The 20,204-nt window shown below is 61.2% G+C and carries 21 protein-coding genes; 9 read left to right on the top strand and 12 right to left on the bottom strand.

Annotated elements, in window-relative coordinates:
* Positions 1-857: PLP-dependent cysteine synthase family protein (locus KGB24_RS25940; RefSeq protein WP_223474892.1), on the bottom strand; the 857-nt coding region annotated here is incomplete at its 3' end.
* 235 nt (positions 858-1,092) lie between these two features.
* Here KGB24_RS25940 and nhaA point away from each other — a divergent pair.
* Entirely contained in the window at positions 1,093-2,274 is a 1,182-nt protein-coding gene (gene nhaA, locus KGB24_RS25935; protein WP_008034612.1) for a Na+/H+ antiporter NhaA, read from the top strand.
* A 537-nt stretch (positions 2,275-2,811) separates the two neighbouring features.
* On the opposite strand, the gene KGB24_RS25930 is transcribed toward nhaA, so the two are convergent.
* A complete protein-coding gene (locus KGB24_RS25930; RefSeq protein ID WP_008034824.1) occupies positions 2,812-3,276 on the bottom strand; it encodes a glycine zipper 2TM domain-containing protein in 465 nt (154 codons plus the stop codon).
* A 168-nt stretch (positions 3,277-3,444) separates the two neighbouring features.
* Here KGB24_RS25930 and KGB24_RS25925 point away from each other — a divergent pair, with 168 nt between their 5' ends.
* Positions 3,445-3,681 (top strand): hypothetical protein, encoded by a 237-nt coding sequence (locus KGB24_RS25925; protein ID WP_223416049.1) that lies wholly within the window; start codon positions 3,445-3,447, stop codon positions 3,679-3,681.
* Positions 3,682-3,686: 5 nt separating this feature from the next.
* Here KGB24_RS25925 and pdxH read toward each other — a convergent pair whose 3' ends face one another.
* The 5 genes from pdxH to dinG form a co-directional block, all read right to left on the bottom strand.
* Positions 3,687-4,334, bottom strand: a complete 648-nt coding sequence (pdxH, locus tag KGB24_RS25920; protein WP_008031656.1) for a pyridoxamine 5'-phosphate oxidase — start codon at positions 4,332-4,334, stop codon at positions 3,687-3,689.
* Between the two features lie 24 nt (positions 4,335-4,358).
* On the bottom strand, positions 4,359-5,348 hold the full coding sequence (locus tag KGB24_RS25915) for an OmpA family protein (protein ID WP_223416048.1): 990 nt from the start codon (positions 5,346-5,348) through the stop codon (positions 4,359-4,361).
* A gap of 114 nt (positions 5,349-5,462) precedes the next feature.
* Positions 5,463-6,608 carry an EstA family serine hydrolase gene (locus KGB24_RS25910; RefSeq protein WP_008040837.1) on the bottom strand — a complete coding sequence of 382 codons (1,146 nt, stop codon included), beginning with the start codon at positions 6,606-6,608 and terminating at the stop codon, positions 5,463-5,465.
* Positions 6,609-6,836: 228 nt separating this feature from the next.
* On the bottom strand, positions 6,837-9,347 hold the full coding sequence (locus KGB24_RS25905) for a beta-agarase (RefSeq protein WP_223416047.1): 2,511 nt from the start codon (positions 9,345-9,347) through the stop codon (positions 6,837-6,839).
* Between the two features lie 95 nt (positions 9,348-9,442).
* Positions 9,443-11,587, bottom strand: coding sequence for an ATP-dependent DNA helicase DinG (dinG, locus tag KGB24_RS25900; RefSeq protein WP_008031664.1), 2,145 nt, complete (start codon positions 11,585-11,587; stop codon positions 9,443-9,445).
* Between the two features lie 99 nt (positions 11,588-11,686).
* On the opposite strand from dinG, the gene KGB24_RS25895 reads away from it, so the two are divergent.
* Entirely contained in the window at positions 11,687-12,151 is a 465-nt protein-coding gene (locus tag KGB24_RS25895; protein ID WP_008031665.1) for a CopD family protein, read from the top strand.
* A 160-nt stretch (positions 12,152-12,311) separates the two neighbouring features.
* Here the strand turns inward: KGB24_RS25895 and KGB24_RS25890 are convergent, their stop codons facing one another.
* The 4 genes from KGB24_RS25890 to KGB24_RS25875 form a co-directional block, all read right to left on the bottom strand.
* A complete protein-coding gene (locus KGB24_RS25890; RefSeq protein ID WP_223416046.1) occupies positions 12,312-13,070 on the bottom strand; it encodes a collagen-like protein in 759 nt (252 codons plus the stop codon).
* On the bottom strand, positions 13,063-13,341 hold the full coding sequence (locus tag KGB24_RS25885) for a DUF1145 domain-containing protein (protein ID WP_008031667.1): 279 nt from the start codon (positions 13,339-13,341) through the stop codon (positions 13,063-13,065). Before KGB24_RS25885 ends, KGB24_RS25890 begins: the two co-directional genes overlap by 8 nt.
* 148 nt (positions 13,342-13,489) lie before the next feature.
* Positions 13,490-14,209 (bottom strand): OmpA family protein, encoded by a 720-nt coding sequence (locus tag KGB24_RS25880; protein ID WP_223416045.1) that lies wholly within the window; start codon positions 14,207-14,209, stop codon positions 13,490-13,492.
* 89 nt (positions 14,210-14,298) lie between these two features.
* Positions 14,299-14,994 carry an OmpA family protein gene (locus KGB24_RS25875; RefSeq protein ID WP_008031669.1) on the bottom strand — a complete coding sequence of 232 codons (696 nt, stop codon included), beginning with the start codon at positions 14,992-14,994 and terminating at the stop codon, positions 14,299-14,301.
* A 189-nt stretch (positions 14,995-15,183) separates the two neighbouring features.
* Here KGB24_RS25875 and KGB24_RS25870 point away from each other — a divergent pair, with 189 nt between their 5' ends.
* The 4 genes from KGB24_RS25870 to KGB24_RS25855 are packed head-to-tail and all read left to right on the top strand — an operon-like array spanning position 15,184 to position 16,910.
* On the top strand, positions 15,184-15,681 hold the full coding sequence (locus KGB24_RS25870) for a DUF6231 family protein (RefSeq protein WP_008031670.1): 498 nt from the start codon (positions 15,184-15,186) through the stop codon (positions 15,679-15,681).
* 4 nt (positions 15,682-15,685) lie between these two features.
* Entirely contained in the window at positions 15,686-16,162 is a 477-nt protein-coding gene (locus KGB24_RS25865; protein ID WP_223416044.1) for a YchJ family protein, read from the top strand.
* 47 nt (positions 16,163-16,209) lie between these two features.
* Positions 16,210-16,704 carry an LEA type 2 family protein gene (locus KGB24_RS25860; protein WP_008031675.1) on the top strand — a complete coding sequence of 165 codons (495 nt, stop codon included), beginning with the start codon at positions 16,210-16,212 and terminating at the stop codon, positions 16,702-16,704.
* On the top strand, positions 16,701-16,910 hold the full coding sequence (locus KGB24_RS25855; protein ID WP_007906737.1) for an SEC-C metal-binding domain-containing protein: 210 nt from the start codon (positions 16,701-16,703) through the stop codon (positions 16,908-16,910). Before KGB24_RS25860 ends, KGB24_RS25855 begins: the two co-directional genes overlap by 4 nt.
* A gap of 105 nt (positions 16,911-17,015) precedes the next feature.
* Here KGB24_RS25855 and KGB24_RS25850 read toward each other — a convergent pair whose 3' ends face one another.
* Positions 17,016-17,564 carry a cysteine hydrolase family protein gene (locus KGB24_RS25850; RefSeq protein WP_223416043.1) on the bottom strand — a complete coding sequence of 183 codons (549 nt, stop codon included), beginning with the start codon at positions 17,562-17,564 and terminating at the stop codon, positions 17,016-17,018.
* Positions 17,565-18,794: 1,230 nt separating this feature from the next.
* Here KGB24_RS25850 and KGB24_RS25845 point away from each other — a divergent pair.
* Complete coding sequence (locus tag KGB24_RS25845; protein ID WP_223414103.1) at positions 18,795-19,211, top strand: OsmC family protein; 417 nt, start codon at positions 18,795-18,797, stop codon at positions 19,209-19,211.
* Positions 19,212-19,272: 61 nt separating this feature from the next.
* Entirely contained in the window at positions 19,273-20,139 is an 867-nt protein-coding gene (locus tag KGB24_RS25840; protein ID WP_008032688.1) for a pirin family protein, read from the top strand.
* The last annotated feature ends 65 nt before the right edge of the window (positions 20,140-20,204 follow it).

Below are 20,204 nucleotides of genomic sequence, written 5' to 3'. Positions count from 1 at the left end.
CCGCCCACCCGACGTCCCAAACGCTGCGCCAGGTAATGCATGGCCGCCAGTGACAGATCGTCCGGCACCTTGACCATCGCATCGATCACCTTTGGCAGAAACGACGCCTCGACCCGTGGCCGACCGATGCCTTCGATCCGCGAACCGTGATCCAGGCGAAGACTGGCATCGCCAGTCAGGTAGTAATCGAAAAACACCGAGCGCTCGGCATCGGCGCACAGCACGCGAGTGCAATGCTGGCGATAACGCACGTATCGCCCGAGGGTCGCCGTGGTGCCGCCGGTGCCGGGGCTGGAAATCAACCAGCTCGGCTCAGGGTGCTGTTCGAAACGCATCTGATGGAAGATCGATTCGGCGATGTTGTTGTTCGCCCGCCAGTCGGTGGCACGTTCGGCGTAGGTGAACTGATCGATAAAATGCCCGTCGTGCTCGCGCGCCAGGCGCTCGGATTCGGCATAGATCTGCGTCGGGTCGTCCACCAGATGGCTCTTGCCACCGTAGAACTCGATCTGCGCGATCTTCTCTTTGGAGGTGGTGGCCGGCATCACTGCAATAAACGGCAGGCCGAGCAAACGGGCGAAGTACGCCTCGGAAATCGCCGTCGAACCGCTGGACGCTTCGATCACTGGCGCGCCGGGTTTAAGCCAGCCGTTACACAGCGCGTAGAGGAACAACGAACGCGCCAGGCGATGTTTCAGGCTGCCGGTGGGATGGCTCGACTCATCCTTGAAATACAACTCGATGCCCGGCAACCCAGGCAGCGGCAAGGGGATCAGGTGCGTGTCGGCGCTGCGCTGGAAGTCCGCTTCGATGATCCGGATGGCTTCCCGGGCCCACTGTCGGTTGTCGCTCATGATGGTTTTCTCGTTGAGTCGGCCTTGGCACAAGGCTCAGCCCACAAGCTTAGGAAAAATCCGACATCGCGCACAGATACAGCTGAGGTTCAATACGTCCGGCAACTGCTAGGCTCAGGTCCGTGTCGCCTTTCGCGCTGTAACGGCATATAACAAAAAAGAATATAACTTTTGTTTTAACAACTAACGGTACGGGTTAGGGTGTGCCACCTTTTTGATTATTCGATGGAGAGCGACCTTGCCTCTGCGTAGCACTTTCACGCGTTTCTTTCAGTTGGAAGCTGCCAGCGGTCTGTTGTTGATCGCCGCAGCAGCCCTGGCTTTGATCATCAACAACTCCCCGTTGTCGTGGCTCTACAGCAGCTTTCTGGACACCCCTGTGGTGGCTCAGGTCGGCGCGCTGCAAATCGCCAAACCGGCATTGCTGTGGATCAACGACGGCCTGATGGCCCTGTTCTTCCTGCTGATCGGCCTGGAAGTAAAGCGCGAAGTCCTCGACGGTCAGCTGTCGAAGCCTTCACAGGTGGTCCTGCCCGGTGCCGCGGCGATTGGCGGCATGGTCGTGCCGGCGTTGGTCTACTGGTTCTTCAACCGTGACAATCCCGCTGCACTCGGTGGCTGGGCCATTCCGATGGCCACCGACATCGCCTTCGCCCTCGGCGTCCTCGCCCTGCTGGGCAAGCGTGTGCCGGTGTCGCTGAAACTGTTCCTGATGACCCTGGCGATCATCGACGACCTCGGCGCGATCATCGTCATTGCGATCTTCTATTCCGGCGCGCTGTCGACCCTGTCCCTGGCGTTGGCCGCGGCCTGCATCGTCGCGCTGATCGCGATGAACCGGCTCGGCGTGGTCAAGCTCGGGCCGTACATGATCATCGGTTTGATCCTGTGGGTGTGCGTACTCAAAAGCGGTGTCCACGCCACGCTGGCCGGCGTAACCCTGGCCTTCTGCATTCCACTGCGCACCAAAAACGCCGAGCCGTCGCCGCTGCTGACGCTGGAACACGCCCTGCACCCGTGGGTGGCCTACGGCATCCTGCCGCTGTTCGCCTTCGCCAACGCCGGCCTGTCCCTGAGCGGCGTGACCGTCGAAAGCTTCACCCATCACGTGCCGATGGGCATCGCAATCGGCCTGCTGCTGGGCAAGACGCTTGGCGTGTTCGGCCTGACCTGGCTCGCGGTAAAAACCGGCATCGCCGCCCTGCCCCAAGGCGCCAATTGGGGCCAGGTGCTGGGGGTTGCGATCCTCTGCGGGATTGGTTTCACCATGAGTTTGTTTGTCGGTTCCCTGGCGTTTGAACCGGGCGTCAGTGAGTACGCCGGGATGGACCGGATGGGGATTTTGACCGGGTCGATATTGGCAGCGTTGATTGGATATGCGGTGACGGCGGCGGCGAGTCGCAAGCAAGGCGAGCGCTAATCCTGAATGGTTGTGGTGGCATCGCTCGCACATTAACCCTGTAGGAGCCGGCTTGCTGGCGATGGCGGTGGCGGTGGGTCAATCAACCTGTTTATTGACTGGACGGACGCCATCGCCGGCAAGCCGGCTCCTACAGGAAATCGCCGTACGCTTTTGCTTTTCACCACTCAGCAGGCCGAGCGTTAGCTCGCCTTCCGCTTTTGATCTGAGCGCCCCCTCGAGAGGCCGAGTGGAGGTTCTGCGCAGTGGGCAACCCGGCATGGATGCCGGGTTAGCCGCGCACGGCCAGGGATGGCCGATCGCGGCGGGCCCACGGAGCAGGACCGGAGCGAGGGCATGCCGAGCCTAGGCGAGGCACCGAACGAAAGGGGCAAAAGCGCTTGGTTACTTGGCGCTTTTCCAAGTGACCCGCTGTAAAAGCGGAACCAATACCAGCCGTGACCGCAGAAACGGATATACCCCCAATCCAAAACCCCGCCTCAAAAAAAAACCCGACCAGTCACCTGATCGGGATTTTCTTTTACCCTTCTTTCCCGCTTAGTGCGAAACGCGGCTCGTACCATCTACAGTAGCAATCCGCACCCGCTCACCCACACGGAACACTTCATTCTCCTGAACCTGCTGCACATAGGCACGCATGCTGCCGTCGTCTTCACGAACGGTGATTTCCACACCTTGGGTGCGGGTCAGGCCTTCTTCAGTGGCCGAGCCGATCAGCCCGCCAGCCACGGCGCCGATGACTGCAGCGACGATGCTGCCTTTACCACCGCCGATGGCGCTGCCGCCAACACCACCGACCGCCGCGCCGGCGAGGCCGCCGATCGGAGTCTTGGTGCCTTCGATTTTCACCGGACGCAAGGATTCGATGGTGCCCATGCGAACGGTCTGCACACGACGCGCTTCATCACGGGAATAGGAGTCACCGGTCAAGCTCGATTGGCAGCCAGTGAGCAACATTGCCATCGTGGAAAAGGAAGCAACCAGCAGAACAGACTTACGCATAACATCAACTCCAAAGGACAGGTAACCATTAAACTCCGCAGCTTGACGCGTGTCACGACGTCGCCCGGATAAAATTGGTTTGATTCAGGCCCGGTACAGGGGCCTCCACGAACTCAGCACACAGTAGCGGCAAATTACGAGAGCTGCGCCACTGACCCAAGGATTTTCATGGATTACTTCATCATTGTCGCCACCACTGTCGCCGGCCTGTACTTCCATGGGTGGTTGTACGTCCGGATCAAACGCTGGATGGACCGCGATCTGGCGTTGTCACTGGCGGGAAGCGATGAGCAGAAAAGAGCCTACATGCTCCAGCAACTGGCGAACGCTCACGCGCAGAAAATCAAGCGTCGGGACCTGCCGCAGTGGCTGGAGGCCGCTGCCGCAGGCTATCCCGCTCGGTAGACTGCTCAGGGTGCCAGACGTTCAAGAATCCAGTCGGCGCCCTGCAAACGATAGTTGAGGCGATCATGCAGGCGGCTCGAACGGCCCTGCCAGAATTCGATGCGCTCAGGCAGCAGACGATAACCGCCCCAGTGCTCAGGGCAATGAGGCTGCGTATCGCTGAAACGTTGCTCGGTGTTCTTGAGCAACGCTTCCAGCTCGGCGCGATCGGCGATCACGCGGCTTTGCGGTGAAGCCCAGGCGCCAAGGCGACTGCCCAGCGGTCGGACCTGGAAGTAAGCATCGGACTCCTCAGGCGTGACCTTCACCACCCGACCTTCTACACGAACCTGACGCTCGAGGGCCGGCCAGAAAAACGTCATGGCCGCGAACGGGTTCGCGGTCAGATGCTGGCCCTTGGCGCTGTCGTAGTTGGTGAAGAAGGTGAAGCCCTGCGCGTCCAGGCCCTTGAGCAGCAGAATGCGGCAATGCGGCCGACCGTCCTGGTCGACGGTGGCCAGGGTCATGGCGTTGGCTTCCACCGGCGGCTGCTCGGTTTTCACCGCGTCGGCAAACCACTGATGGAACAGCGCGAACGGCTCGGCCGGGGCTTGAGCCTCGGTCAGGCCGTCTCGGGTGTAGTCGCGACGCATATCAGCCAGGCCCTGGGTCATGGCGCATTCCTTTTGGTTAACGAATCACTTTTTCACAGGATCGGCGACAACGACTTTTTTGTCAGCTGCCGCGGCTTTGGCCGGCGCGGTTTTCTTGGCCGGTGTCGCGGTTTTAGCCGGAGTCTTCTTGGCGGCGGCTTTCTTGGCCGGCGCTTTTTTCGTGGCAGGTACAGCGGCTTTCTTCGCGGCCGGTGCCGGGGTGACCGGCTTGGCCACTGGCTTGACGTCCTGGGCAGCGACCAGTTTCACCGGCGCCGGGGCTGGCATGTTGTACTTGCTCAACAGCGCAACCATGGTGTTTTGCGGAGTCACCAGCAGTTCGACGCGACGGTTCAAGGCACGGCCTTCAACGCTGTCGTTAGCCGCACGCGGGGCTTCGCCACCCATGCCGCGCAGCATCAGGCGATCACGCTGCAGACCGCTGAGGCGGAAAATCGCTGCCACGGCTTGTGCGCGTTCCTGGCTCAGTTTCACGTTGGCCGGTGCGGCGCCCGAGGTATCGCTGTGGCCGAGTACCAGCACGGCGGTCTTCGGATCGACTTCAAGGATTTTCGCCACGCGAGTGAACGGGCCGAGAGTCACCGGCAGCAACATGGCCGGACGGTCCGGGTTGAACGAACCTTCTACTGGCGCGGTGACCACCAGCACGTTTTCACGGCGCTCGAGTTGCAGGTTGCTGTCCTTGATCGCGGTGCGCAGGCGCGGTTCGTAATCGTCGAGCCAGGCCTGAGTGACTTTAGGGTCAGGCATCGGCACGACTTTGGCCGTGCTCTGCTCTTTGCCGCCGAACGGCCACCACCATTTGCCACCGGCGTCGGCTTCAGCCTTGGCAGCCGGGGCCACCTCGGCAGGTTTCACAGGTGCCGGCGCGGGAGCCGGCTCTTTCGCCGCGACTTTGTCGGAGGAACCGAACGGCCACCAGCTGCTGCCATCCGAATCATTTTTTGGTGTCTGCGCACAACCGGTAACAGCGACACACAGGGCCAAAGCGAGGGTGGTTTTATTGAGTGACATTGGAAATCCACAAAAAAGAAGTCATAAAAATTCAGGCCGGCATGACCCGGATAAACAGACGGTTGGAAAACATAAAGGCCTTCGGGTTCCGGCCCTGGAACCCTTCAGCGCGTTTTACAGACAAGTGGCCAGTACCCGCGCGAGCTTTTGCGCGCGCGGATCCATCAAGACGTAAGGCCCCAGTGTATTTGTCACAAAACCGAAGGCGACATCGTATTCAGGGTCAGCAAAACCGATGGAGCCGCCAGCGCCCGGGTGGCCGAACGCACGTGGGCCGAGGCCGTAGGTAGCGTTCGGGACATCGGGTTGATCGAGCATGCAACCCAGACCGAAACGGGTCCGGGTCAGTAAAGTCTTGTCTTCGCCGAGGCTGTGTTCGCGGGTCAGCTCATCAAGCATCTCGCTTTCCAGCAGGCTGCCGTCGAGCAGCCCGGCGTAGAACCCGGCCAGGCTGCGGGCATTGCCGTGGCCGTTGGCCGCCGGTTGTTGCATGCGCCGCCATTCCGGTTTGTTGGTGCTGGTCAGGACCGACGGCGGGTTAGTAAAGGCCCGCGTGGTCATGGCCGTCGGTTCGCGCATCGTCACTTGCAGCAGGCGCTGGGCCGCCGCATCGCCGACGTTGCCCTTGCCACGGGCGATGTGCGCCACGCGATGGAATTCTTCATCCGCCAGACCGACGTGAAAATCCAGGCCCAACGGTTTGGCCACGCGGGCCACAATGGACTCGCCCGGCCCACGGCCGTCGGCACGGCGCAGCAACTCGCCGACCAGCCAGCCATAGGTGATCGCGGCATAACCGTGACCGGTGCCCGGCGTCCACCAAGGCGATTCGGCGGCCAGCGCATCGACCATGGTTTGCCAGTCGTAAAGCGCTTCCGGGGCCAGCAACTCGCGCAACGCCGGCAGACCGGCCTGGTGGCAGAGCAGTTGACGCAAGGTGACGGACTCCTTGCCGGCGGCAGCGAATTCGGGCCAATAGCGGGCAACCGGAGCATCCAGTTGCAGCTTGCCTTCGGCGACCAGTTGCAGGGCGGTGACGGCGGTGAAGGTCTTGGTGCAGGAAAACAGGTTGGCGATGGTGTCGCTGTGCCAGGCCTCATGGCCATCCTTGTCGGCGGTGCCGGACCAGAGGTCGAGAACGGTTTCGCCGCCGACCTGGATGCACAACGCTGCGCCACGCTCCTGAGGATCGTCGAACAACGCCGCGAACGCTTCGCGAACCGCTTCGAACTTAAGCTCGTAATGACCCTGAATCTGCACCCGCTACTCCCTCGGACAAACGTTCTACAAAGTGGCCGGCATTGTTCCAGCCATTGATGGTTTTGGGAACAGGGTTGGGCCGGGCGGTCGGGTTGCCCCGTTAACCGGATTTGGAATACAGGGCGTGTTTGAAGACGCCATCGCTGGCAAGCCAGCTCCTACAGGAGACGCGCTGTCCTTGTAGGAGCTGGCTTGCCAGCGATGAACGATAACGCGGTAGATCAGGCCTTAATGACCATTCCCCGAATGCCCACCCGCCTGCCCGGCGCCCTTCCCCGGGCCCTTGCCGGCTTCAGCTTTTCGCCCGCCTTCGGCATCGTGACTGGCTTTATCCGCTTCAGCCTTGGCCTTCTCGACCTCTTTGCCCAACTGATCAACGGCCGCCAGGTTGCTCTTGCGCACGCTATCGACGAAGCCCTGAAATGGCAGATCGGTAATGCCGACCAAACCAAAGTGCCCGTTTTCACCGTCCAGCAGACGACCGGTCACTGGTTGATCGAGGTACTGGAACCAGTGCACACCGACAATCGACGGCTCGCTCAGTGCCTGTTTGAGGAAATTGGCGTAAGCCGGACCGCGATCCTCTTCCTTCGCCAGTTGCGTCACGCCGCCCCAGAACGGGCCTCGATCGGCCGAGCCGAAGTTGAATTCGGTGATCAGCACCGGCTTATCCAGGCTGCGCAATTTGGCGAAGTCGTAACCGTCTTGCGGTTGCAGGGTGTACATGTTGAAGCTCAGCACATCGCAATACTGCGCACAGGACTCCACGGCTTCCGGGGTGCTGATGGCGAAGCGGCCGCCCAGCAACAGCTGATTCGGTGCGTGCCACTTGAGCGAGTCGGAAATGGTTTTGAAGTACGTATCAGCGAAGACCTTCTGGAAGTATTTGAAGTCGGCTTCGATTTCCGGGTACTCGGCGCTCGGCAGCGGCGGCACGAAGCCCGGGTCTTCCATCAACTCCCAGGCCGGCAAGTCGATGCCCCAGGCTTTGGACAGGCCTGCCTGATTGCGGTACTTGTCGCGCAATTGCTTGAGGAAAGCGCGTTTGGCCGGCACGTCGGTGGTCATTTTCAAGGTGCCGTAGGCCAGCGCGTAGCGGGATTTCGGGTCGTCACCAGGACCGGCCCAGGCCAGTTCGTTGTCGGCGAAGTAACCGATCAGCCAAGGATCGTCGCGATGATCGCGGGCGGCGATGGCCACGGCGCGCTCGGTGGCCATGGCGAAACGCGGGTCGAACGGGTCAGGCATGCCGCCCCACCAGTCGGTGCCGGTGCTGATGCTGGCGTAATCGCCGACGATCGACAGCGGCAAGGTGTAGGGCACGCGGTCCGCGTTGCCCAGCGCCGGGGCGCTCCAGTTGCCGATGGTGTTGAAGCCCCAGGCTTGCAGGCGATCCAGGGTATGGCTGGCCCAGCGTTGCTCATCAATCACGGCGGTGCAAGGTTCGGCGGGTTTCTGCTCGACCGCTTTCGCGACGATCGCTTCCTCTGCGCCGGCCTTGGCGGCTTCGGCAACACCGGCGTCGGCCGTGGAAGGAACGACGGGTTGTTCAGCGGTCTTCTCGACCGCCGCCTCAACCGCGTCGGCCTTGGCCGCTTCGGCAACACCGGCCTTGGTGTCGCTGCCCGGTGTGCAAGGGGCGCCATACAGACGCTGCAGGTTCGCGCCATAGAAATCGTACCAGCGCCCGGCGTTGTAGCCACGGCCCTGATCGACGCCATTGCCACCCCGGTTGTCGCCTTCGCCAAAGTGACTGGCCAGCGGTTCTTCGGGTTTAGGCAGCGATTCGAACATCCACTCGCGACCGGCAATGTAAGTCTGGTTGACGTCCGGGGTAACGGTGTTGACCCCGAGCGAATAAAACGGATGGCCTTCCGGGGTCACCAGATACCAACGACCGTCACGTTTCTCGCTGCGGAAAAAACCGCTGGCCTTGAACGTCGGGCCTTTTATCCAGCCACCGAACTTGTCCAGCGACGACTTCTCGCGCTCGGCCAGCCAGGTTTTGGTTTGTTGCTGTTCCTTGGCGGCGGCGCTTTTCAGTTGCTCGTCGCTGCCGACCTTCTCCGGCCATTTGGTCCGGGTCGACTGACCGAAAGCGTCCACCAGGCTGCCATAAACGGCTTGGGTGACCGCCTCGCCTTCCTGCACGCCAAAACGCTCAAGCAGGATACTTTGCGCGACTTTCGGCTGATCCATCGACAACGTCACCGACACCACCTGGCTGCGATCCAGCTCACCAGCGCTGCTGGCCAACAGGATGCGTTGACCGTCGACAGTCATCGGCATCGGCGGACCGGCCTTCATGCCCAGGCTCAGCGGCGAGCTCGGCTGCAACGGCACCAGCAGTGTCTGCGCAGGGCCCGCCGGCAGATCCACGCGACTGATCAGCGTCTTGCCGTCGTTGCTCTGGATTTTCACGTAGAGGGTCACGGCCCAGTCCATTGCGCTTTGAATACGCAGGCTCATCACGCCGGACTGCGACCAGTCCCAGGCCCCGGTTTGGGGGGTCAGGCGCAGGGTTGGCTGGGCCACCGGGTTGAACGTCACCCGGCGCAGCACTTCGCCTTCGGCCGTTTGCTCTGCATTGGATTGCGGCAGGCTGGCGTCCTGAGTCGCCACCTGAACCACGTCGGCGGGGCGCACAAAGTTGAACAGCGTCTGCTGGCCTGCGGGAGCGGCGAGCAAAGGCGTGGTGAACAACAAGGCAAAAACAGCAGGCAACGAACGGCGAATCATGAGAACGAAAATCTCCCTAACGACCAACAATGGCCAGTGGAAAAGCGATGGCAGAGAGATAGACAACGCGGCGGGCAAATTTGCCCACCGCCGTATCAGGAAATTTCTCGACGGAATGGCGGCAACGCATTGAGGATCGCTTTGCCGTAACGCTGGGTGACCAGGCGCCGGTCGAGCAAGGTGATGGTGCCGCGGTCCTCTTCGGTTCGCAGCAAGCGACCGCAGGCCTGGACCAGTTTCAGCGAGGCGTCCGGTACGGAGATTTCCATGAACGGATTGCCGCCCCGCGCTTCGATCCACTCGGCCAGTGCCGCTTCGACCGGATCATCGGGCACCGAGAATGGAATCTTCGCGATCACCACATGCTCGCAGTACGCACCGGGCAAGTCGACCCCTTCGGCGAAACTCGCCAGGCCGAACAGCACGCTGGAATCGCCGCCATCGACGCGCGCCTTGTGCTTGTTCAGGGTTTCCTGTTTCGACAGGTTGCCTTGAATGAACACTTGCTTGCGCCAGTCGCGGTCGAGACCGTCGAACACGTCCTGCATCTGTTTACGAGAGGAGAACAGCACCAGCGTGCCGCGCGAACCTTCGACCAGTTGCGGCAGGTCACGAATGATCGCCGCGGTGTGGGCCGCTGCATCACGTGGATCGGCTTTCAGGTCCGGCACCCGCAGCACGCCGGCATCGGCGTGATGGAACGGGCTCGGGACCACGGCGGTCACGGCTTTTTTCGGCAGCCCGGCACGCATGCGGAAGCGATCGAAGGTGCCGAGTGCGGTCAGGGTCGCCGAAGTCACCAGCGCGCCATAAGCCACGTTCCACAGGTTGCGCCGGAGCATTTCCGCCGCGAGGATCGGGCTGGCGTTGACTTCGATGTCGAACAGCGAGCCGCTTTCGGCCAGGGTCAGCCAGCGCGCCATGGGCGGGTTGTCTTCCGGGTCTTCGGCGGTGAATGCGACCCACAACTCCCAGTTGCCCGAAGAGCGCGACAACAGGCTGCCGAACAGCGGATACCACTCTTCGGCCTGGTTGCTGGCGATGCCGATGTTGACCTCGCCGTCCATGCCTTCCTTGAGCAACTCGGTGAGTCGGGTGAACAGGTCGGTGAGGCGGGCAAAACCCTTTTTCAGCTCGATGCCCATTTCACGCATGTGCTCGGGAATCACCCCGCCGACGAAACGGTGACGTGGCCGTTCGCGACCTTCGACGTCTTCGCCGGGTTTGAAATCGGCAGCCTGTTCGCAGGCGGTAAACATGAATTGCTGCTGGGTCTTGATCTCACGGGCCAGTTCCGGCACCTGTTCGATCAACTTGCCCAGATCGCCCGGCAGTGGATGCTGGGCGAGCAATTTGGTGAGGTTCTTGGCGGTGGTTTCCAGCCAGTCGGCGGTGGAGCGCAGGCGCGTGTAATGGGCGAAGTGGCCGATGGCCTTGTCCGGCAGGTGGTGGCCTTCGTCGAACACGTAGATGGTGTCGCGCGGATCGGGCAAAACGGCGCCGCCGCCAAGGGCCAGGTCCGCCAGGACCATGTCGTGGTTGGTGACGATCACGTCAACCTTGCCCATGCCTTCGCGGGCCTTGTAGAAGGCGCACTGGCCGAAGTTCGGGCAATGGCGGTTGGTGCACTGGCTGTGATCGGTGGTCAGGCGCGCCCAATCGGCGTCTTCCAGGGCGGTGGACCAACTGTCGCGGTCGCCGTCCCACTTATTGCCGGCGAGCTTCTCGATCATGCTGGTGAACAGCTTCTGACTGGCCTCATCGACCTCGATCTTGAAGCCTTCTTCTTCGAACAGCTGCGCGGTAGCGGTTTGTGCGTGACCTTCCTGCAGCAACATGTCGAGCTTGGACAGGCACATATAGCGCCCACGGCCCTTGGCCAGGGCGAAGCTGAAATTCAGCCCGCTGTTGCGCATCAGGTCGGGCAGATCCTTGTAGACGATCTGTTCTTGCAGGGCCACGGTGGCCGTGGCGATCACCAGGCGTTTACCGGCGGCTTTTGCGGTCGGGATCGCCGCCAGGCTGTAGGCCACGGTCTTGCCGGTACCGGTGCCGGCTTCCACCGCGACAATCGCGGGGTCGCCACTGCGCCGGCCTTCGTCGTCGGTGTCGATGTCACCGAGGACCTTGGCAATTTCAGCGATCATCAGGCGTTGGCCGTAGCGCGGCTTGAGGCTCTTGGCTTCGAGAAAACGCGAGTAGGCGCCCTGGATCGTGGTTTTGAGTTCAGTGCTGATCATGGATTGTCGGGCGCAAAAAACGCTGGATAAATTTTCAGTGGTTCGGTTCGGCGGCTATCATACCGCGCTAATTAATCCCGCGCAGAACGGAGTACCCCAATGACACCTTTTGGCATCGTTTACACCCTGCATGTCCTGTCCGCCCTGGTGTGGGTCGGCGGCATGTTTTTCGCTTGGATGGTCTTGCGTCCGGCCGCGATGAAGGCGCTGGAAGGCCCGGCCCGGTTGAAGCTGTGGGTAGAAGTGTTTCAAGGTTTTTTCCGCTGGGTCTGGATCGCGGTGGTGCTGTTGCCGGTCAGCGGTGTCGGCATGATTCATTTGCAGTACAGCGGTTTCGAGGCCGCGCCGCGTTATGTGCAGGTGATGATGGGCTTGTTCGTGGTGATGACCGCGCTGTTTATCCGGATTCAGGCGTTGCTGTTGCCGGAATTGCGCACGGCGGTGACGGCGCAGGATTGGCCGACGGGGGCTGCGGTGCTGGGGAGGATTCGCCGGTTGGTGGGGATTAATTTGATTGTGGGGTTGGTGCTGGTGGCCATCGCCTCGGCTCGGCCGATGTTTTAAAAGCTTCGCGGGCAAGCCACGCTCCTACAGGTTTTGAGTCGTTCAACACATTTGTGAACAACTCAAAACCTTGTAGGAGCCGGCTTGCCGGCGAAGGCGGTGCATCAGGTACACCGCGTCGCGCGCATCGCCAGCAAGCTGGCTCCTACAGATGAGCGGATTACAACCGCTGAACCGTCACCGAACCCGCCGCACCCGCAGGCCCCGGCTGGCCGTCAACGCCAGGCTTGCCGTTCTTGCCGCCATCGGCCTTGTAGACGAAGCAACCCTTGGCCTTGCCGCCCGCCCCCGGCTTACCGCCAGGACCGGCCAAACCACCCGCACCGCCCGCGACCTGAACCTTGATCTGCTCCGCCGGATAATCACGCGGCACTTCCAGCCTGACCAGCGCACCCGGCGCACCCGGCTGACCGTCGCTGCCATCGCTGCCATCGGCCCCACGACCGGCCTGACCCCAGGTGCAGCCCGGTGCCTGACCGTTGGCGCCGTCGAGGCCGACAAACCCCGGCGCGCCTGCGCCGCCGCGAGCATCAACCACCAACTGTGGTGCATTCAGTGCCTTGATCTGCACATTCAGATTGCGTCCCGAGCGGGCCGCCTTGAGGTAAGTACCCGGTGCACCGCGAGCGGTAATCTGGCTGCCTTCGGACAATTGGGCGCGGCTGATCTTCAACTCCAGCGCCGTTTCGCCGGGCACGATGGCGATCCGCGCTTCACGTCCCAGGCGCAATTCGCCGACGCTGACTTCGGTCACGTTCGAGGGAATCAGCAACGTGCCGTAATCGGCCACTTCCAGGCGCTCCAGCTGCAAGGTGCTGGCGGTATTAGGCAAGCGCATCAGCGAGTTGGTTTCGACGCTGACCACCTGGGCACAGGCGAATGGGCTGACGAGTGCGGCGAGCAGACAAAGTTTACGCATGGGAAGCCTTCGGTACGGCAGGAGCCGGAATGGTTTGCAGGTGGAAAACACCGAAAAAGACAATCTTCAAGCGATCACGCCAAGGGTGGGCGCGGCCCCGGAGACTGCGGAAACAGAACACCGCCTCAAGAAGATGAAGGAACGCCAGCAAGCCGCCGGCCAGATTGACCAACAGGTGCAGCGGATTGACAAAGGGCATCAGCAGATTGACCAACACCACCAGCCAGAACAGCAGGGTCAACAGCTTACCCAGCCCCCAAAACACCTTCATACGCCCCCCCGTTGAGAATTATTCTTTGCACGCACAGTAACGGCTTCCACGCGGGATAAGCCAGAGGGCAACGGAAAATTCTTCATGAAGGCCGCCGAATGGCCGTCGGCGCCACTGCAATCATTGGCCGACGGCTCTATCACGGGGCTCAGCGATTGATGTGCAATTCCACGCGACGGTTTTTCGCGCGGCCTTCCTCTGTTTCGTTATCGGCCACCGGCTCGCTTTCGCCCCGGCCTTCGCTGGTGAGTTTGCCCGGCGCCAGGCCCATGCCCAGCAAGTAAGCGGCCACGCTGCTGGCGCGTCGTTCCGAGAGTGTCTGGTTATAAGCGTCGGAACCTTTGCTGTCGGTATGACCGATCACCTTGATGCTGACCACATCGGCGCTTTGCAGTTTGGGCATGAACGAATCCAGCTGACTTTGCGCCGAGGGCGTCAGGTCGGATTTGTTGAACGCAAACAACACATCGCCCGCATCGCTCAGGGTGATGACTTCAGATTGTGCAGGTTCAGCGGGTGTCACACTGGCCGGGTATTGCGGCAGCGGACAACCGTGATGTTCGACCGGAGTATTGGCCGGCGTATCCGGGCAGCGATCGCGTCGATCGAAGACACCATCGCCATCTTCGTCGCCATCCTGCGCGTAGCAGATCAGGCCACCGGTCAAGATACCAAGCGCCGCTCCACCGGCCGCCCAACCGCCACTTTCGATAGCGCCCAGGCCACCACCGACCAGGCCACCGATAACGCTGCAGATCGGCCAGGTACGTTGATTGAGGGGGGCAGTGCCATCGCTGTGAGTAGCGCAACCGGTCAACAGGCTGCCAAGCAGCACAACCGGCCAGACGGTCCGTGTGAGAAGGCTCATGGTGAAAGCTCCTGTGTTACCGGCCGACGCCGGTTACACAGGAGTAAAGACCCGCATCCGTGACTGCACAAGCCACGGATGCGAGGGATCTAGCGTTGGATTTTGATTTCGGTGCGACGGTTCTGTGCACGGCCGTCGGCGGTTTTGTTATCGGCCACCGGCTGACTTTCACCGGCACCGGAAACAGACACGAAGTTGCTGCGCGGCACGCCTTCCTGAATGAGGTACTCAACCACCGAGTGAGCGCGTTTATCCGACAGTTTCTGGTTGTAGGTATCACTGCCCACGCTGTCAGTATGGCCAGTAACGGTCAACTGAGCAGTAGGGGCTTCGGCTTTCAAACGAGTGGCGATCTTATCGAGCACCTGTTTGTCAGAAGGGGTGAGTGTGGCTTTGTCGAACTGGAAGTGAACATCGCGGATAACGATGGTTTCTTCCTTGACCACAACCGCCTCTTCAACCACTGGCGCAGGGACTGGTGGTGGGCAACCGTCGGCATCGACCTTCACGCCTCTAGGCGTACCCGGGCACTTGTCGCGGCTGTCCGGCACGCCATCGCCGTCTTCGTCGCCATCACCGTGAACCCAGCAATAGGCAGCGGCCGTACCGCCAACCAGCAGAGCGCCGTACCCTGCCCATGCCGAGCTCTCGGTCGCGCCGAGACCCGCACCGATTACACCGCCGACTGCCGCACAGGTCGGCCAGTCGGTTTTCTGCAAACCTGCGCAACCAGTCAACACACTGGTTAGCAGAACCAAGGGTAATGCTGTCCGAACTATGCTCATCTAGTTTTCTCCTGAGGGATCGGCTTAGAACCGATTCAGGTAGTAAAGACCCGAGCTTTAATCTCCGCCAGCAATAGGCCATTGCAGTTTTATCCAGTGTTCACGGCTGATCGATACTTTTAGCGCGACGACGCTCTATATCTGGACCTTCGGGCAGGCTAGTCTTGGCGCTCTGATTGAGGAACTTCGATGATTTCAGGTATTTCTTCGCGCACGCCCCAGCAGGCGCTGGCCGCTTTGCTGGATCGTTATGCCCCCCTCCGCCTGTTGCTGATCGGCGCGAGCGAATTCCCCGCGCTGGAAGCATTCAAGCTGGCGCACCCGGACACCTGCGTCGCCCACGCGGCGCCCGGACCGTTGCCGGCCGAACTGGCGGCGCGCCGTTTTGATCTGGCGCTGGTGGTCGATTGCCTTGAACACTTGCCCAAACGCGATGGCCTGAATTTGCTCGGCGGCATCCGCAACCTCAATGCCAGTCGCATTGCGGTGCTGGCGGATTTGCCGGCCAGTGGCTGGCAGGAGACGGATTTTTTCTCCCTGGCCCTGCAAGCCAGCGAACGCTTCCAGCGCGACGAACAAGTACTGACCCTGTTCACCTACGATCTGCTTGACTACAAACAAGTCCCCGACTGGCTCAACTCACGGTTCTGGGCCAATCCGGAAAACTTCGGGAAATACTGGTGGTAACGCAATGAGTACATCCATTTGCCCTTGCGGCAGCGGCACCCTGCTGGACGCCTGCTGCGGTCATTACCATGCCGGGCATCCGGCGCCTTGTGCCGAAGCGTTGATGCGTTCGCGCTACAGCGCTTATGTGTTGGGCCTGATCGATTACCTGGTAGCGACCACCCTGCCCGCGCAGCAGTCCGGCCTCGATCGTCAGTCCATCAGCGACTGGAGCGCGCAAAGCACCTGGCTCGGCCTGGAGGTGGAAAGTTCCGAGGTGTTCGGCGGTCAACCGGAACACGCGTTCGTGACCTTTACCGCGCGTTGGCACGATGGCAGCGGCGAACACAGCCACCGCGAGCGCTCGTCGTTCGTACAGAACGCCTACCACTGGTATTTCATCGACCCCACTGTGCCACTCAAGGCCGGACGCAACGATGCCTGCCCATGTGCCAGCGGGCAGAAGTTCAAGAAGTGTTGCGCGGGGTATTTCGCCAGTTGAGGTGATTCGTGAAGGGCTAGACTGGGGATCAAGGGAGAAACACAACCATGATCAGCCGACGTCGCGTCTTGCATACGCTCACCCTGCTCCTGTTTCTCGGACTCGGCGGTTGTGCGTCCTGGTTCAGCGACGATGAACCGGAACCTGAAGTGCATCTGGTCAAGGTCGAAGTGGTCCGGGCGAAACTGATGGAGCAACGTTTCCTGTTGTTCTTTCGCGTCGACAACCCGCGCGACAGCGACCTGACGGTGCGCGGCCTCGAATACCGGATTCACCTGGGCGATATGTTGCTGACCGAAGGCGAGCACGAACACTGGTTTACGGTCGGCCCCAGGCACAGCGCATATTTCAAAGTGCCGATCCGCACCAACCTGTGGCCCAAGGTTCGGGATCTGGTGAAACTGTTGAAAAAACCCGAGCAACCTATCCCCTATCGCCTGGAAGGTGAGCTGGAAACCGGTGTGTTCATCGCGCACTACGTGCACCTGGCGCGCAAAGGCGTGATAATCCCCGCCGATTTAATTCCGGAGCACACCCGATGACCCAGCAACCCCACGTCCATGGCCCTGACTGCAACCACGATCATGACCATCACGACCACCATGATCACGACCATGGCCATGTCCACGGCCCGAACTGCGGCCACGCTCACCAGGAGCCGGTGCGCAACGCCCTGAAGGACGTCGGCCGCAACGACCCTTGCCCGTGCGGCAACGGCAAGAAATTCAAGAAGTGCCACGGCGCTTGATGGGTTAACCCCATCCTCCTTGTGTAGGAGCCGGCTTGCTGGCGATGAACGATAACGCGGTCCCTCTGTGACACCGCGTCGATCCAATCGCCAGCAAGCTGGCTCCTACAGGATTTGTGCTGTGTTTACGACCGTGGCGTATTCGCCGTGCAGATTGCCCAGCGACATCGCATGCACCTCTTCAGCTGAATGCGCATTGCCGAAATAATCCGCTTTGTCGAACGTGAAGCACGCATCCTCCGCCACCCACGTATCAAACCCCAGGTTACCGGCCGTTCGCGCCGTGGACTCCACCGAGTTGTGGGTCGCGACGCCCACGATGACCAACTGATCGATCCCCGCCTCGCGCAAACTTGCCTCCAGCGCCGTCGTACAAAACGCATCCGGCACCTGTTTCTGAATCAGTTGCTCGCCGGCCAATGGCTGGAACCGCTCCTGAAACTCCACGCCCGATTGCTGCGGCCAGAACACTGAGTCCGGTGAACGGGACAGGTGCTGTACGTGGATCACCGGCCGCCCGGTTCGCCGCCAGAGCCCCAGCAAATCCAGAATCCTCTCTTCGGCCTGAGGATTATTTCGCCGGCCCAGCCTTGGTTCCAAAATGCCTTTTTGTTGATCGATGATGATCAGTGCTGCGTTGGTCTTGAGCTCCATGCTGACTTTTCTCACGCGAGGTTATTGAGTTTCACGCACTTGAGCATCACCGTCTCCTACAGGCAAGTCCTCGATCGCAAACGGGACGACCTGATGCTCGCGGTTGCTGTCTGAACTTCACGACGCAGCTACGAATACAGCAAGGTGAATTCGGCTAAGGCTTGAGAGTGATCGATTGGGTGTATATCCGGTTCTTCGGTAACGGCGGCTATTGGTTTCGCCCTTACGGCGAGTCACTTGGAAAAGCCCCAAGTAACCAAGGGCTCTTGCCCCTTTCGTTCGGTGGCTCGCTAAGGCTCGCCATACCCTCGCTCCGGTCCTGCTCCGTGGGCCCGCCGCCATCGGCCATCCATGGCCGGGGGCGGCTAACCCGGCATCCATGCCGGGTTGCCCACTGCGCAGAACCTCCACTCGGCCTCTCGAGGGGGCGCTCAGATCAAAAGCGGAAGGCGAGCTAACGCTCGGCCTGATGAGTGGTGAAAGTCAAAAGCGTACGCGATTTCCTGTAGGAGCCGGCTTGCCGGCGAAAAGCGTCTGGGCAACGCGTTCATCCAGACAACCCGCGTCATCGTTGACGTCCATCGCCGGCAAGCCAGCTCCTACAATTTTGAATCGTGTGAACCCAATCCCCTGTAGGAGCCGGCTTGCTGGCGATAGCGGTGTGTCAGTCGACGCATTTATCGCCTGAACAGACGCCATCGCCAGCAAGCCGGCTCCTACAGGGGATCGGTGCAAATGTCCGGAATGGGTGAGCGCAGCAGAGAAGGACAACGCGTACCCCCAAAGAGCCAGGTCGGCTTTCAGGCCGCCTCGGCGGCTGTGGCGGTAGTCGCCCCCTCGAGAGGCCGAGCGCAGGTTCTGCGCAGTGGGCAACCCGGCATGGATGCCGGGTTAGCCGCCCCCGGCCATGGATGGCCGATGGCGGCGGGCCCACGGAGCAGGATCGGAGCGAGGGCATGGCGAGCATTAGCGAGCCACCGAACGAAAGGGGCAAGAGCGCTTGGTTACTTGGCGCTTCTCCAAGTGACTCGCTGTAAGAGCGAAACCAATATCAGCCATTACCGCAGAAACGGATATGTACACCCTCCCCCCCCCCTGACACGCAGCCTTCGCACCGAAGCAAAAACCAGGACTACGAAGGCAAGAAAGTGGAACGCGCCAAAGAAGGAATGCTCTATACCTTCAAGGCCTTTTTTGATCGAATGACTATTCCTACTGCCGAGGTTCCCCATGACCGTCACCGTCAATACCGTTTCCGCCGAAGGTTTTCGCCACAGCGTACAAATCGATGACCACGAACTCTTCGCCGATGTCCCGACATCGTCCGGGGGCGAAGGCTCGGCGCCTGAGCCGCACGACTACTTCGATGCAGCGCTGGGCGCATGCAAGGCCCTGACCCTGAAGCTCTACGCGAAGAAGAAAGGCATCCCGCTGACCGGTGTAGGCGTAGAGGTCAAGCGCGACAACAGCCAGGAGCAAAAAGGCAAATACGCCCTGCACGTCAAACTGACCCTCAAGGGCGTGCTCACCGACGCCCAGCGCGATGAGTTGCACCGCGTGGCCGACCGCTGCCCAGTGCACAAGCTGATGACCACCAGCGAAGTCAACATCGAAACCCACCTCTCCGAAGGCGCGTTCAGCCAATAGCGGCAAGGCTCGGGCAAGCGGGTTATGCTCCACGCGTCACTCGCTCAGCCTGGAATGCACCATGAACACTCCGCTCGTGATTCGCCCCCGCGCCGAAGATGTCGAAGGCCAACCGATTTTTCGCCCGTTGCCGTCAGCCAAATGCCGCAGCGTCGGGCCTTTTGTGTTTTTCGACCACATGCTGGAAACCCGCTATCCAGCGGGCAAAGGCATGAACATCCGTCAGCACCCGCACATCGGCCTGTCGACCCTTACCTACTTGTTCGAAGGGAAAATCCAGCACAAGGACAGCCTCGGTTCCGATCAGGTGGTGGAGGCCGGCGACGTCAGCTGGATGACCGCTGGCAGCGCCATTGCCCATGTCGAGCGCACGCCCGAAGCCCTGAAGGCCAGCGGTTTCACGATGCACGGTTTGCAGATCTGGCTGGCGTCGCCCAAGGATCATGAGCAAGGCCCGGGACACTACAGCCATCACCCGGCAGCCACGTTGCCGGTCAGCGATAACCTTGGCGTAAAGATCCGGATGATCGCCGGGTCAGGCTTTTGCCTGGAATCGCCAGTGCCGGTGCTTTCTCCTACGCTGTACGCGGAACTGAACCTGCAAACAGCAACCACGCTGCTGATTCCCACCGAGCATGAAGAACGGGCGCTGTACGTGTTGAGCGGTGAGGCGCAGCTCGATGGCGAGCCGATAGAGCCGTACTCGCTGGTGGTGCTGCCTGCCGGGCAAGAAATGACGCTGTTCGCCGAGAGCGACTGTCATGCGGTGTTGTTCGGCGGCGCGCCGCTGGATGGACCGCGACGGATCAACTGGAATTTTGTGGCGAGCGATCCGGCGGCTATCGACGAAGCGCGCCGGCGCTGGGCGGCCGGGGATTGGCCGACGGTGCCGGGGGAAAGCGAGCGAATCGAACTGCCCCTGAAATAGCCCCTCACTGTTCACATAACCCCCTGTAGGAGCCGGCTTGCCGGCGATGGCGATCATGAGGACGC

This window comes from Pseudomonas sp. BF-RE-25 (assembly GCF_019956105.1).
GTDB classification, from domain to species: Bacteria; Pseudomonadota; Gammaproteobacteria; order Pseudomonadales; family Pseudomonadaceae; genus Aquipseudomonas; species Aquipseudomonas migulae.
The sequence above is the reverse complement of the archived record's forward strand: the minus strand, read 5'-3'. Positions and strand labels throughout refer to the sequence as shown.

Bases quoted from the DNA above. Each gene is read 5' to 3' on its own strand.
- KGB24_RS25905 (WP_223416047.1), bottom strand. From the start codon at position 9,347: ATGATTCGCCGTTCGTTGCCTGCTGTTTTTGCCTTGTTGTTCACCACG.
- KGB24_RS25870 (WP_008031670.1), top strand. From the start codon at position 15,184: ATGATTTCAGGTATTTCTTCGCGCACGCCCCAGCAGGCGCTGGCCGCT.
- KGB24_RS25850 (WP_223416043.1), bottom strand. From the start codon at position 17,564: ATGGAGCTCAAGACCAACGCAGCACTGATCATCATCGATCAACAAAAA.
- dinG (WP_008031664.1), bottom strand. From the start codon at position 11,587: ATGATCAGCACTGAACTCAAAACCACGATCCAGGGCGCCTACTCGCGT.
- KGB24_RS25875 (WP_008031669.1), bottom strand. From the start codon at position 14,994: ATGAGCATAGTTCGGACAGCATTACCCTTGGTTCTGCTAACCAGTGTG.
- KGB24_RS25840 (WP_008032688.1), top strand. From the start codon at position 19,273: ATGAACACTCCGCTCGTGATTCGCCCCCGCGCCGAAGATGTCGAAGGC.
- KGB24_RS25865 (WP_223416044.1), top strand. From the start codon at position 15,686: ATGAGTACATCCATTTGCCCTTGCGGCAGCGGCACCCTGCTGGACGCC.
- KGB24_RS25930 (WP_008034824.1), bottom strand. From the start codon at position 3,276: ATGCGTAAGTCTGTTCTGCTGGTTGCTTCCTTTTCCACGATGGCAATG.
- KGB24_RS25925 (WP_223416049.1), top strand. From the start codon at position 3,445: ATGGATTACTTCATCATTGTCGCCACCACTGTCGCCGGCCTGTACTTC.
- KGB24_RS25895 (WP_008031665.1), top strand. From the start codon at position 11,687: ATGACACCTTTTGGCATCGTTTACACCCTGCATGTCCTGTCCGCCCTG.
- KGB24_RS25915 (WP_223416048.1), bottom strand. From the start codon at position 5,348: ATGTCACTCAATAAAACCACCCTCGCTTTGGCCCTGTGTGTCGCTGTT.
- KGB24_RS25845 (WP_223414103.1), top strand. From the start codon at position 18,795: ATGACCGTCACCGTCAATACCGTTTCCGCCGAAGGTTTTCGCCACAGC.
- KGB24_RS25890 (WP_223416046.1), bottom strand. From the start codon at position 13,070: ATGCGTAAACTTTGTCTGCTCGCCGCACTCGTCAGCCCATTCGCCTGT.
- KGB24_RS25860 (WP_008031675.1), top strand. From the start codon at position 16,210: ATGATCAGCCGACGTCGCGTCTTGCATACGCTCACCCTGCTCCTGTTT.
- pdxH (WP_008031656.1), bottom strand. From the start codon at position 4,334: ATGACCCAGGGCCTGGCTGATATGCGTCGCGACTACACCCGAGACGGC.
- KGB24_RS25880 (WP_223416045.1), bottom strand. From the start codon at position 14,209: ATGAGCCTTCTCACACGGACCGTCTGGCCGGTTGTGCTGCTTGGCAGC.
- KGB24_RS25855 (WP_007906737.1), top strand. From the start codon at position 16,701: ATGACCCAGCAACCCCACGTCCATGGCCCTGACTGCAACCACGATCAT.
- KGB24_RS25885 (WP_008031667.1), bottom strand. From the start codon at position 13,341: ATGAAGGTGTTTTGGGGGCTGGGTAAGCTGTTGACCCTGCTGTTCTGG.